This is a genomic window from Pseudomonas sp. FW306-02-D09B, from assembly GCF_058782685.1.
On sequence record NZ_JBYSXY010000017.1, the window covers coordinates 44,200 to 57,643 of the forward strand.

The window sequence follows — 13,444 nt, forward strand, 5'->3', positions numbered from 1 at the left end:
ACGCTCTAGCGTGCCCTGTCAGCGTATGTGCACGTCAATACAACCACGTAACACACCTGCGTTTCCATGCGCAAACGCCACAATAGGTTGTCCGCTCGCCCGGCATTGCATAGGCTTGCGCGATTGTATGTCCGCGCATCTCACGGACCGCCTCGAGGAGAGTGAAAATGGGCTTGAATAATCAGTGGATGCAGCGCGATCTCGCGGTTCTGTGGCATCCCTGCACCCAGATGAAAGACCACGAACAGCTGCCGTTGATCCCGATCAAGCGCGGCGAAGGCGTATGGCTCGAAGACTTCGAAGGCAAACGCTACCTCGACGCGGTCAGCTCCTGGTGGGTCAACGTGTTCGGCCACGCCAACCCGCGGATCAACCAACGGATCAAGGACCAGGTCGATCAACTGGAACACGTGATCCTCGCCGGCTTCAGCCATCAACCGGTGATCGAGTTGTCCGAACGCCTGGTGAAAATGACGCCGGAAGGCCTGACGCGGTGTTTCTACGCCGATAACGGGTCGTCCTGCATCGAAGTGGCGCTGAAAATGAGTTTTCACTACTGGCTCAACCGCGGCCAGCCGAACAAGAAGCGCTTCGTCACGCTGACCAATAGCTACCACGGCGAAACCATGGCCGCGATGTCGGTCGGCGACGTGCCGCTGTTCACTGAGACCTATAAAGCGCTGCTGCTGGACACCATCAAGGTGCCAAGCCCGGACTGCTACCTGCGTCCCGAAGGCATGAGCTGGGAAGAACACTCGCGCAACATGTTCGCGGCGATGGAACAGACCCTCGCCGAAAACCACGAAACCGTTGCTGCAGTGATCGTCGAACCGCTGATCCAGGGTGCTGGCGGGATGCGCATGTATCACCCGGTGTACCTGAAACTGCTGCGCGAAGCCTGTGACCGTTACGGCGTGCACCTGATCCACGATGAAATCGCCGTCGGCTTCGGCCGCACCGGGACGATGTTCGCCTGCGAACAGGCCGGCATCCGCCCGGACTTCCTGTGCCTGTCCAAAGCCCTGACCGGCGGTTACCTGCCACTGGCAGCGTGCGTCACCACGGATGAGGTCTACAGCGCTTTCTACGACGACTATCCGACCCTGCGCGCCTTCCTGCATTCCCACAGCTACACCGGCAATCCGCTGGCCTGTGCGGCGGCGTTGGCGACGCTGGATATCTTCGAAGAAGACAACGTCATCGAGAATAACAAGGCCCTCGCCCAACGCATGGCCAGCTCGACCGCGCACCTGGCTGACCACCCGCATGTTTCGGAAGTACGTCAGACCGGCATGGTGCTGGCCATCGAAATGGTTCAGGACAAGGCGAGCAAAACTGCTTATCCCTGGCAGGAACGCCGTGGGCTGAAAGTGTTCCAGCACGCACTGGAACGTGGCGCGCTGTTGCGGCCGTTGGGCAGCGTGGTGTATTTCCTGCCGCCCTACGTGATCACCCCCGAGCAGATCGACTTCCTTGCCACGGTTGCCAGCGAAGGGATCGATATCGCCACCAGCAACAAGGTCAGCGTGGCAGTGCCGAAGGACTTCCATCCGGGCTTCCGCGATCCGGGCTAACAGACACTGAGTAACCCTGTGGCGAGGGGGCTTGCCCCCGTTCGGCTGCGAAGCAGTCGTAAACCCGGCCAACTCGGTGTGCCTGAACTAACCGAGTTGCAGATTTGGGGCCGCTTCGCGACCCAACGGGGGCAAGCCCCCTCGCCACAAAGTGCCACTCGATCCAACTTACTACGCCGAACATCAGATTCAGTAGAGAACTCAGAATGAGACTGTCCCGCTTCTTCATCGACGCCCCCTTGAGCCTCGGCGAGCATGAATTGCCAGAGGCTCAGGCGCACTACATCAGTCGCGTACTGCGCATGGCCGAGGGCGATGCGCTGCAAGTGTTCGACGGTTCAGGTCAGGAGTTTCGCGGCACGCTGGCGGAAGTTGGCAAGAAACGCGTGCGCGTGACGTTAACGGAAAGCTTCGCCGGGCAAATCGAGTCGCCGTTGCAGATTCATCTGGGCCAGGGTTTGTCCCGCGGTGAGCGGATGGACTGGGCGATTCAGAAAGCCACCGAACTGGGCGTGACTGAAATCACCCCGATTTTCAGTGACCGTTGCGAAGTCCGGCTCAAGGACGAACGCGCCGACAAACGCCTGCAACACTGGCGTCAGGTCGCTATCAGTGCATGCGAACAATGCGGTCGTTCGCGAGTGCCGGTGATCCACCCGCCGCTGTTGCTGGCCGACTGGCTCAAACAATCCGAGGCCGAACTGAAGCTGGTGCTGCACCCGGTGGCCGAGCCGCTGGTCAGCCATGCAAAACCTTCGACACTGGCGTTCCTGATCGGCCCGGAAGGCGGGTTGTCGGACGTGGAAGTCGATCAGGCTCAAAGCGCCGGCTTCCACTCCGCCCGCCTCGGCCCACGAGTGCTGCGCACCGAAACCGCGCCGGTGGTGGCATTGGCCGTGGCCCAGCAGTTGTGGGGGGATTTCTAACCGCACTTTTTCTGATTTGCGGTGATTGGAAAAGATCGCAGCCTGCGCCAGCTCCTACGGATGAACGCGATCCCCGTAGGAGCTGGCGAAGCCTGCGATCTTTTTGCCGTTTATTCCACCGGATCACTTACCGGTTTGGCGATGATGGCTTTCAGCTCGCTGGTCATCGGAAACTCCAGGTTCAGCCCTTTAGGCGGGATCGGCTGTTCGAACCAGCGTTGGTAGATGCCGTTGATTTCACCCGAGCTGTACAGGTCCGCCAGGGCTCCGTTGACCAGCGCGAGGAATTGCGGATCATCCTTGCGCACCATGCAGCTGTAGATTTCCCGCGACTGCTCTTCTCCAACTACCACCCACTTGTGCGGATCACGGGCCTTGGCGCGCTCGCCGTAAAGCAGTGCATCGTCCATGTAAAACGCCGCTGCCCGGCCCGATTGCAACATCTGGAAGGCTTCGCCGTGATCCTTGGCACTGATCACGAACATGTCGATCTTGTGGTCGGCGTTGTAGCTTTTGAGAAAGCGCTCGTTAGTGGTGCCGGCGGTGGTCACCACGCTCTTGCCGCGCAGGTCGGCGAAGCTCTTGATGCCGCTGTCGCTGGCCGTGAGTAACTGGCCTTTGACGTAAATAAACCCGTAGGAAAACGCCACCTGTTTTTGCCGCTCGGCGGTCACCCCGGTAGAACCGCATTCAAGGTCTACGGTGCCGTTCTGCACCAGCGGGATCCGCGTCTGCGAGGTCACGAGGTTGTACTTCACCTTGAGCTGCGGCAACGCGAGTTTCTGCTGGATACGCTCGACGATCTTGTTCGCCAGGTCCACCGAGTAACCCATGGGCTGGCCCGACTGATCCCCCACATAAGAGAACGGCACCGACGCATCGCGATAGCCCAGCGTGATGCTGTTGGCGCTGGCAATTTTGCTCAAGGTGCCGGTCAGCGGCGCCTCGGCCGCCTGGACTTGAGTCCCGAGCAGCAGGCCCAGGGTGCAGCCGATCAACGTGATTTTTTGCATTGTTATTCTCCGTTGTGGATGGTGTTTATTTAGCGGCGAGCAGCGATAACGGTGATTTCCACCAGCACCTGCGGGCGTGCGAGTTCAGCCTGCAAGGTGGTGCGACTCGGTGCGTGTCCCGGCGACAGCCAGGCCGACCAGACGTCATTCATCGCCGCAAAATCCTGGCCGATGTCCTTCAGGTAAATGGTCGCGCTCAGCAGATGGTCCTTGTCGCTGCCCGCCTCGGCCAGCAACGCGTCGATCTTCTCCAGCACCTCGCGGGTCTGCCCTGAGACATCGGTGCTGTCGCCCGGCACCTGACCGGAGAGAAACACCAACTCGCCAAAGGTCACGGCGCCGGATAAACGACTGTTGCTGTTGATACGAGTGATGGTCATGAGACGTTCCTTTGCATGGATGAGAGGTCAGGCAGCACGATGCGTAAAACCCTGCAGGTCGATGGAAGGGTTGCGTTGGCCGATCAGTTCGCTGAGCACCCGGGCACTGCCGCACGCCAGGGTGAAACCCAACGCGCCATGGCCGAGGTTGAGCCACAGGTTGCGGTAAGCCGTCGCCCCCAACAGCGGCACGCCGCTGGGAGTGGCCGGGCGCATACCAGCCCATTCGACAGCCGCGTCGTAGGTGCCGGCATTCGGAAACGTGTCGCAAGCCTGGCGCTTGATCAGTGCCAGGCGCTTGGGATCCGGCGCCGGATCGAAGCCAACGATGTCGACCATCGCCGCCACCCGCAATTGCTCGCCGATCCGCGCATAGACGATCTTGCGGTCGTAGTCGGTGATGCTCAGGTCCGGGGCACGATGCTCTGCACCAATCGGTACCGTCAGGCTATAACCTTTGAGCGGATACAGCGGCAGGTGCACACCGGGCAGTGCCAGCAACGGGCTACGGTGGCCGGCGGCGATGACCAGTTGTTCGACCGGCAACACCTCCTCAGCCAATTCAATGGCGCTTACCGCACCGTCGACATGACGAATCCCGGTCACCGCCCGCCCCAGCCGAAACTCGCATCGGCCCGAGGCTTTCAGCCGCTTCATCAGTTGCTGGCAGAAGGCGTGGCAGTCGCCCACCTCTTCGTCCGGGGTATAAATCGCCCCGACAAACGCAGCATCAGCCAGCGCTGGCTCAAGACGCGCGCTTTCAGCTGGCGACAACACTTGCTGTTGCTGTGGATCGACGAGGCTGTTGCGGGCATGCTCGAAGCTCGCAGCCTGGCGAAAGGTCACCAGTTTGCCGTTGCGCCGCCAATTGAAGCCGTCCAGCGAGTCCTCTTCGCGCCAGCCTTGCAGGGTGGTCTGGCTCAATAGCGCCAGACGTAGCAAATGGGCCGCATTCTGGCGATTCACCGAGGTCCGGCAAGCACCAAGGAAGGACGCCATCCAGCGCCACTGCGCCGGGTCGAAACGCATGCGCAGCTTCAGCGGCGAATCCCCTCGCAGCATCCAGCCGATGGCCTGTAACGGCACGCCGGCATCGGCCAGCGGCGCAACGTAGCGATAGGATAATTGGCCGCCGTTGGCAAAACTGGTTTCGCTGCCCAGCGAGTCACGGGCCTCGACCACCGTCACCTCAAAGCCATCGCGAACCAGCGCGTAAGCCGTTGTCAGGCCAATCACCCCACCGCCGATGATGCAAACTCGCTGAGCCATGTCAGTCCTTAGCCATTGTTGAGACGAGCCTGAGGTTAGAGCCAGGTGACAGGCGCCGAACAATGAATAAAGATGCCTGACCCATAAGCAAAGGTTATGGAATCGCCATGCGCCTTCGACACATCGAGATTTTCCAGGCCATCCGCCAGACCGGTTCGGTCAGCGGCGCCGCGCAATTACTGCACGTCTCGCAGCCTGCGGTGACCAAGGTGTTGCAGCACGCCGAGCAACAACTGGGCTTCCCGCTGTTTTTGCGGGTGCGTGGTAAATTGCAGGCTACGCCTGAAGCACTGGAACTGGAGCGCGAGGTCGACAAGGTCACTGAAAGCCTGCAAGGAGTACGACGCCTGGCCCAGAGCCTGCGCCGCGAGCCGGGCCACAGCCTGCGGATCGGCGCGACACCGGCGCTGGCCCTGTCGCTACTGCCGCCGGCGGTCAACGAGTGGACCCGGCGTTACCCGGACATCGTCTGCGAACTGTCCAGCGCCCACAGCCGCGAATTGATGCAGAACCTGCTGATGCGTGAAATCGATGTCGCGCTGACCCTGCAACAACCCGACCACCCAGGGCTCAAGGCCCAGGCGTTGGCCTGTGGGGTGCTGGTAGCGTTGGCGCCGAGCGGTTACTGGCCTGAGGCAGACCAAGGCAAGCCACTGCCATTGATGGCCTTGGCCGATGCGCCTTTGATTGGTCTGTCCAGCGCCGATCCGTTGTCCGCCAGGCTCGACAGTTACCTGAAAGCCGTCGAGCCACCGCCACGGGTCAGCATCTCCGTGCAGACCTATTCATTGGCGCGGGCCATGGTCGAATCCGGTGCCGGGCTGGCGGTCATCGACCCGTTCACAGCCCTCGGTGCCTCACCGAGGACTACGACCATCCGGCCATTGGCGCCGCCGTTGCCGATCACTTTGTACGCCGTGACCCGCGTTGACGAGCCACCGCCGCACACCCTGAGCGATTTGCTGACGATCTTCAGCACGCGCGCACAGGAGCAACTGGATCGGTTGGTGGATCGTTGATGAGCACCAGCTAAAAGATCGCAGCCTGCGACAGCGCCTACAGAGCAACGCGTTCGGTGTAGGAGCTGCCGCAGGCTGCGATCTTTTGCTTCACAAGACGTAAAACAGGATCGCCACGAAGTGCAGCAAACTGCCGGCGATGACGAACAGGTGCCAGATGCCGTGGGCGTGGCGCAGTCGGCTGTCGAGGGCGAAGAAGATAATGCCGACGGTATAAAACACCCCGCCCGCCGCCAGCCAGGCAAAACCGACAGTGCCCAACGCCGCCAGCAGCGGCTTGACCGCCACCAGCACGATCCAGCCCATCACCGCGTAGATCACAATCGACAGAATCCGCGCCTCGGAGCGCGGCTTGATCTCTTGCAGCATGCCGATCACCGCCAGCCCCCAGACAATCCCGAACAAGGTCCAGCCCCACGGTCCGCGCAAAGTCACCAGACAAAATGGCGTGTAACTGCCAGCGATCAGCAGGTAGATCGACAGGTGATCGACCTTCTGCATGATCACCTTCGCCCGCCCGCGCACGCTGTGATAAACCGTCGAAACGCTGTACAGCACCAGCAAGGTAAACCCGTAAATCGCCACGCTGACAATCTTCCAGGGGCTACCGTCCAAACTGGCAATCACCAACAACCAGACCGCCCCGACACACGCCGCAACCGCCCCGAACAAATGGCTCCAGGCGTTGAATTTTTCTCCGTGATACATGCGTCTCCAACCTCAAAAAATCACTGCTACATCGCACAAGCCTCAGGCTTGTAGCCTGGGTGTGCAATGTTTCAAATCAAATGTCATGGACTAAAGCGGTCCCTTTGTGGGACTTATCGTTCCCCATAAGGGACCGATCAACTCACTGCGCAACCAACCCCGCCCCCACCAACAACTCTTCCAGCGCCAGCAGATCCGGGACTTTCGCCACGTGTTCGGCAACCTGGACCGCGGCGTGTTCCAGCGAGCACAGCGGCACGTCGACATAGCTCAACTGGCTGTCGAGCTTGTAGGAGCGTGGAATCCCTTGCACCAGCAAGGCGATGAATTTGAGGTGCGGGCGCCCGCCGAGAGCGTTGAGGACGACGATACGCGCACGGTCGCCGATCACGGTTTTGTTGCCGCAGGCCAATTCGAAACTCAACAGCGGGATTTGCCGCTCGCGCCAGGTCACCAGGCCCAGGTACCAGGGCGGTGAATCGAGGTCAAAGGCGCCGGGCTGATAGTCGATCAACTCGGCGACGGCGACATTGGGCAGGATCAGGTTGCGATCGGCCAAGGGCAGCAGCAGCCCGGTGAGGTTGCTGGTGCGGTGTTCAAGCATGGGTTTTGCTCCATAAAGCGATGCTTTCGAGCAATACCGATTCCTGGTACGGCTTGCCGAGGTAGTCGTTGACGCCGATAGCCATCGCCCGGTCGCGGTGTTTCTGACCGGTGCGCGAGGTGATCATGATGATCGGCAGGTGCTGCAACCGTGGATCGTTGCGAACCTGCATGGCCACTTCAAAACCATCCATGCGCGGCATTTCAATGTCCAGCAGCATCAGGTCGGGCATATGCTCTTCCAGCAACAGCATGGCGTCGACGCCGTCCTTGGCGGTCAGCACGTTCATGCCGTGGCGTTCGAGCAGGCGGCTGGTGACCTTGCGCACGGTGACCGAGTCGTCGACCACCAGGACCAGCATCGAACGCTGCGGCTCGGCCTCCGTGGCCGTCTCCTGAATGACCCGCTGCGGTGACACCTGCGTCTGCATGGCGCGGATATGCGTCAGCAGGTCGAGAATCAGCACCACCCGGCCATCGCCAAGAATGGTCGCGCCAGACAACCCCTGCACCGCCGCGAACTGCGGGCCGAGACTTTTCACCACGATTTCCCGGGTACCGGTCGTCGCATCGACCTGCACCGCGATGCGCCGCTCGTTGCACTGCACCAGCAACACCGGCAACGGCAGGCTCTGGCCCAGCAGTTTCGGGCGGACGCTGGTCTTCAGCAGCTCGCCGAGGTAGCACAGTTCATAGCGTTGCCCGGCGTATTCATATAGCGGTGGATCGAGCTGGTAATAGCCCTCCAGCTCAAAGGGCAGCACGCACACGATGCCCTCGATGGTGTTCAGCGGGATCGCGTATTGATCCTCGGCACACTGCACCATCAACGCGCGGTTGACCGACACGGTGAACGGCAGACGAATGCGAAAGTGCACGCCGTGCCCAGGCACAGAGTCGATGACCATCGAGCCACCGAGTTGCCGCACTTCTTCGTGAACCACATCCATACCGACGCCACGCCCGGAGATCTGGGTGATTTTCTCGGCAGTGGAAAACCCTGGCTGCAGAATGAACTGCAACACGTCGCGATCGCTCATGTCGCTACCGGGATCGAGCAACCCGCGCTTGATCGCCTTGCGCCGCACGGCATCCAGCGGCACGCCGGCACCGTCGTCGCGGATGTCGAAAATGATGTCGCCGCCCTCACGAGACAAGTCCAGGGTGATGCGGCCTTGCTCGGGTTTACCGGCCGCACGACGGACTTCGGCGGACTCCAGACCGTGGTCGACAGCATTGCGCAGCATGTGCTCAAGCGGCGCCGCCATGCGTTCCAGCACATTGCGGTCCATCTCGCCTTCGGCGTTCCCGACAATGAACTCGACGTCTTTGCCCAACTCGCTGGAAACCTGACGAACGATGCGCTTCAAGCGCGGCAGCATCCGTTCGAACGGTACCATGCGCGAACGCATCAAGCCTTCCTGCAGTTCGGTATTGATCCGACCTTGTTGTTGCAGCAGGTTCTCTGCGTCGTGGTTGCAGCGCTCGAGGGTTTCCTTGAGGTCGAGCAAGTCGGACGCCGACTCGAACAATGCCCGCGACAACTGCTGCAACTGCGAGTGACGGTCCATTTCCAGTGGATCGAACTCTTCGTAGCCCAGGCGCTCGGCCTCAACCTGCTGCCGGCTGAGGATCCGGCCCTGAGTTTCGGTGTCGAGCCGGCGCAACTGATCGCGCATGCGCTCGATGGTGGTTTCCATCTCGCTCAGGGCGACTTGCGCATCGTTGACTTGCTGCTCGATGCGACCGCGAAAGATCGAGGTTTCCCCGGCCAGGTTGACCAGATCGTCCAACAATTCGGCCGACACCTTGACCATATCGGCGCCAGCGTCCGGTTGCAGCGCCGCGGCCTCTGGCTTGGCCACCGGTGCCACTTCAACCACCGGAGCCGGTGTCGGGGCCTTGTCAGCTGTCGGGTGAGTGAAGGCCTTGATCGCGTCGATCAGGCTGTCCGCCGGCAGCACCGGCTGGCCGGCGCGGGTCGCATCGAGCATCTGCGCCAACCGGTCATGGCTGCGTTGCAACAGATCGAACAACGCCGGTATGGCGTGCAGCAAGCCGGTCGACAACCCTTCGTAAAGAAATTCCAGCTCATGGGCCAGGTCGCCAATCGGGGCGATTTCGACCATTCGCGCGCCGCCCTTGAGGGTGTGCAGGTCGCGCAGCAGGGTTTCCATTTCCTGACGATTTTGCGGGTCCGCCTGCCAGCGCGACAGCGCCGCACCCGAACTGTCGATGATGTCGAAACCTTCCTCGAGGAAGATCTCCAACAGTTCCGGATCGTGGCTCGCCGCATCATTCGCAGCCGCCGCCTCGACCACTTCAGCCGTACTGCCAGTGCTTTGCCGAAATTGCTGGATCGCCTCGATCAACGTACCCGGATCGCTCAGTGGCTGATGGTTTTGCAACTGTTCGAGCAACATCGCGAGGCGGTCGTGGCTCTGTTGCAATAACACCCCGAGCGCTGGTGAATGACTGAAGCGCCGGTCGACCAAGCCTTCATAAAGGCTTTCAAGCTCGTGGGCCAGATCGCCGACCGGCCCAACCTCTGCCATTCGTGCGCCGCCCTTGAGAGTGTGCAAGTCGCGCTGCAATGACGACAGCGGCGCAGCGCTCTCTGGATCATTGAGCCAACGCTGCAAGGCCTGTCCGGCGCTTTCGAGGATATCCACCGCTTCTTCGAGAAAGATCGAAACGATTTCATCGTCAATCGTCAACGCCTGCGCCTGTGCCAGCTCGCTGGTGGCGCTGCCCAGTTCGGTAATGCTCAGCGTGCGACTGCCATCGCTGCGAATCAGGCCCATGGCCGACGGATCAAGGCCCTCATTGAGCAAATCACGCAAGGCCCGCACCCGCGCCGGTTGTGAACCGACTTCCTGGCCGGCGGCCAGTTCATCAAGCATGTTGATCAGCGCTTCGTGAGCACTTTGCGCTTCATGGAAGAACCGCTCGTTGACCGCCAGGCTGCTTTCCTCCACCGCGCCGTAGAGGTCGAGCAAGGCTTCGCACAGCTCGTCCACCGGATGCAGATCGGCCAGGTGCGCGTTCTCGCCCAGGGTCGTCAATTCATCCAGCAGCGCGCTGAGTTCCTGCCGCTCGCCGGGGTGTTGCTGCCAGCGCTGCAAGAGGTTTTCGGCGTCCAGCAGGATATCCATGCCCTGGGCCAGGAATTTGTTGATCAGTTGCGGATCACGCTTGATCCGCAACCCCGTGTTCGGCGCATTGAGGATGGCGTCCAGGCGCTCGGCAAGCAGCGCCTGAGTGCGCCCGATCAAGTCTTCGGCACCCCTGATCGGCATCAGCGGATCACCGCTCAATTGCTTCAGCCCGCGCCGCAACAGTTCACCGGCTTCGAGCAGCAGCTCGACTTCATCCAGGTCCAGCGCAATCTGGTGCGCCTTGTACTCGCGGGCCAGATGATCGAACGGCGCCGCCAGTTCGGCAATCGGCAACACACCGGCCATCGAAGCGCTGCCCTTGAGGGTGTGCAAGGCGCGTTGCAACTCATCGCTGGCCTGCAACGGCACATGCTCAGCGGCCCGGTCGAGAAAACGGTCGAGGCTCTGGAGGTGGGTTTCAGCTTCGTTGCGGAAGATCTCCAGCAACTGCGGATCAAGCATCGCGTCATCATGCGACGCAGTGTCCGGCAGGGTTTCATCCCCCTTCGCCAGGGCATGGGCGCGAGCGGCCAGGCGGTCGACATCATCGCGCTGACGCTGGGTGTTGGCGGCGAACTCAGCGATCAGTTCAGGGAGCAGTTGCAGCACTTCATCCAGCAGCTGATAAACCGGCGGACCCGGTTCGACACTGCGTTCCAGCACCCGGTTGAGCAGATTCTCCAGCGCCCACGCCAACTCGCCCAACACCAGAGCGCGGACCATTCGCCCGCTGCCTTTCAAGGTATGGAAAGCGCGACGCAACTCGCTCAGGACCGAGGTGCTTTCGGGGCTGGCGACCCAGCGCGGCAAGTATTCGCGCAGGATATCCAGGACTTCATCGGTCTCCTCGAGAAAGACTTCGCGCAGCTCGGCATCCACCGGTTCTTCATCGGCCGGCGGCGGCAACAGACTGCCCGGCGTGATCAGCGCAGGCGGATTGACGGCACGGGCCGGGCTGGCCAACACCTCGGCCAGCGACTGGGCGATCTGCGGGTTATCCAGTGCCGGCAGATCCGGCATCACCAACGCCAAGCCTGGGCTCAGCACGTCTTCGGGCAGCGGCACAGGCACCTCGCCAGGGAAATACCCCAGAGCGGCCAGGCTTTGCTCGGCGACATCGAGGATCTTTTCGCCAGGCGCCTCAGGGTCTTCGCTCAAACGTTCCAGGTAATACTCGATGCTGGTAATGGCGTCGGCCAGGCTATCGAGTTGTGGCCAATCGGGACGCGTCTGGTCTGCCAGCAGATGCTCGCGAATGAAACCGTTGCAGGCTTCCAGCAGGCTTGCCGCGCGACTCAACGGAATCATCGCCAACGCGCCACGCACCTGGGTCAGCACGGCCGGAAGCGGCTGCAAGACCTGTCGATCCCAATCGCTGTCGATGTAGTCGACGATCATGTCCTTGGCCTGTTGCAGGCAGATTCGCGCTTCCTTGATAACGATCTGGTGGATCTGCGTCAGGTCGGTGGTCGGCAACCGGCTCTCTTCGCGGTTTTCCTCAACGGTGCCGACCATTCCGGCCAGGGTCGCCTCGACGTAAAGCAGGGCTCCGGCGACATCCATCAGGATCGCGTCGTTCGGCTCGCGCTGGCCTTGGGCCAGGCTCAGAACCACCGCCAGTTGATCGATGATCACCTTGCGCGGCTGACCGAAGCCGAGCACCGCCAGGGTGTCGGCGATTTGCCGCAGTGGCGCCAGCAGGCTGTCGAGGTCCGAGACATGTTGTCGGTCACTGCGCACGAACAGGTCGAGGCGCTCCTTGACCCGCACCAGTTCTTCGCAGAGCGCGGCCAGCACCGAGCGCATCGCGTCGCGGTCCGGGCCAGCCAGGCGAGCGCGTTCTTCATCGACCATTGCACTGTCGGGCAACGCGTCGTCCAGGGCATAACGCTCTTTCATGGCTTGCATCTGCGCAGTGGGATGTTGTGCCTTGGCAATGTAGAACAGCAGGCTCTTGAGCAATTCAGGCGGCGCTGGCTGATTGATTTCCGAGATGCCGTGTTCAAGCAGGCGCTTGAGTTCCTTGTCAGCGTCCTTGAACAGGCTGCGCAGCGCCGGACTGTTGGCGACACTGCCGCTGAGCATGCCTTCGACCAGCGCCGAAGCGATCTGCCACAACGGCCCCAATGGCGCCCCGTCGCAGAGCATTTCGAGGCGTGCAAAGACCTTGGCCAGATAGCCGAGATTGGTGGTGTCGTCCTGTTCGCGAAGCAACCCGACCAGTCCCATCTGCAACATTTGCCGCAATTTGCGCAGCACATTCGGCAGCTCGGCCGGCTCAAGCATTGCCAGCGTGTCGTCATCCAATTCGGGAAGCGCTTGCCACTGCGGGCTGAACAGGCTGGTTTCCGACAACAGGCTTTCGCCACGGGCGCTGCGCAGGTCGTTGATCAACGGCAAGACCACCAACGGCAAGTCACGGCGGGCACTGTGTACTCGGTCGAGGTAAATCGGCAGTTGGCCGAGGGCTTGTTGCAGCAGGCGAATGGCTTCATCGCGGTGGCTGACGCGGTTGTGCTGCAACGCCGCCGCGAGCTGCTCCATCTCTTCGGCGAGCAACGCCGCGCCGTAGAATTCGACCATCTGCAAACTGCCGTGAACCTGATGAATCCCCGCCAGGCACTCCGCGATCGCGTGCGCCGTCAGCGGCTCTTCGACCCGGTTGTCGAGGGCCATGCTTTCAAGGGCAATAAACGCCTGCTTCAACGTTTCGGCAATTTCGCCCTTGACCCATTCGAGGGCCACATAGTCGTGCCGATCACCCATAACCACTCCCATCAAAATGCTTTTCCAG

Annotated in this window: 9 protein-coding genes; 3 read left to right on the plus strand and 6 right to left on the minus strand. The window is 61.4% G+C overall.

The features are described from left to right. Nucleotides 1–167 precede the first annotated feature (167 nt). Nucleotides 168–1,574 (plus strand): adenosylmethionine--8-amino-7-oxononanoate transaminase, encoded by a 1,407-nt coding sequence (locus AC3WK5_RS23905; RefSeq protein ID WP_103316739.1) that lies wholly within the window; start codon nt 168–170, stop codon nt 1,572–1,574. Nucleotides 1,575–1,780: 206 nt separating this feature from the next. Then, nucleotides 1,781–2,500, plus strand: coding sequence for a 16S rRNA (uracil(1498)-N(3))-methyltransferase (locus AC3WK5_RS23910; RefSeq protein WP_103316741.1), 720 nt, complete (start codon nt 1,781–1,783; stop codon nt 2,498–2,500). A 110-nt stretch (nt 2,501–2,610) separates the two neighbouring features. Here the strand turns inward: AC3WK5_RS23910 and AC3WK5_RS23915 are convergent, their stop codons facing one another. From AC3WK5_RS23915 to AC3WK5_RS23925, 3 genes are read right to left on the minus strand one after another with little or no spacing between them, the layout of a single operon-like run. Continuing rightward, nucleotides 2,611–3,513: a transporter substrate-binding domain-containing protein gene (locus tag AC3WK5_RS23915; protein ID WP_103316743.1), complete on the minus strand. Its 903-nt coding sequence runs from the start codon at nt 3,511–3,513 to the stop codon at nt 2,611–2,613. Nucleotides 3,514–3,542: 29 nt separating this feature from the next. Then, nucleotides 3,543–3,893 carry a RidA family protein gene (locus tag AC3WK5_RS23920; protein ID WP_103316745.1) on the minus strand — a complete coding sequence of 117 codons (351 nt, stop codon included), beginning with the start codon at nt 3,891–3,893 and terminating at the stop codon, nt 3,543–3,545. A 27-nt stretch (nt 3,894–3,920) separates the two neighbouring features. Continuing rightward, on the minus strand, nt 3,921–5,162 hold the full coding sequence (locus AC3WK5_RS23925; protein ID WP_103316747.1) for a D-amino acid dehydrogenase: 1,242 nt from the start codon (nt 5,160–5,162) through the stop codon (nt 3,921–3,923). A gap of 107 nt (nt 5,163–5,269) precedes the next feature. Here AC3WK5_RS23925 and AC3WK5_RS23930 point away from each other — a divergent pair, with 107 nt between their 5' ends. Continuing rightward, on the plus strand, nt 5,270–6,181 hold the full coding sequence (locus AC3WK5_RS23930) for a LysR family transcriptional regulator (RefSeq protein WP_054594445.1): 912 nt from the start codon (nt 5,270–5,272) through the stop codon (nt 6,179–6,181). A 90-nt stretch (nt 6,182–6,271) separates the two neighbouring features. On the opposite strand, the gene trhA is transcribed toward AC3WK5_RS23930, so the two are convergent. The 3 genes from trhA to AC3WK5_RS23945 form a co-directional block, all read right to left on the minus strand. Further along, complete coding sequence (gene trhA / locus AC3WK5_RS23935) at nt 6,272–6,889, minus strand: PAQR family membrane homeostasis protein TrhA (RefSeq protein WP_054594446.1); 618 nt, start codon at nt 6,887–6,889, stop codon at nt 6,272–6,274. A 142-nt stretch (nt 6,890–7,031) separates the two neighbouring features. After that, nucleotides 7,032–7,493 (minus strand): chemotaxis protein CheW, encoded by a 462-nt coding sequence (locus tag AC3WK5_RS23940; protein ID WP_103316749.1) that lies wholly within the window; start codon nt 7,491–7,493, stop codon nt 7,032–7,034. Next, on the minus strand, nt 7,486–13,416 hold the full coding sequence (locus tag AC3WK5_RS23945; protein ID WP_103316751.1) for an Hpt domain-containing protein: 5,931 nt from the start codon (nt 13,414–13,416) through the stop codon (nt 7,486–7,488). The genes AC3WK5_RS23940 and AC3WK5_RS23945 overlap by 8 nt, the downstream gene beginning before the upstream one ends. Between the last annotated feature and the right edge of the window lie 28 nt (nt 13,417–13,444).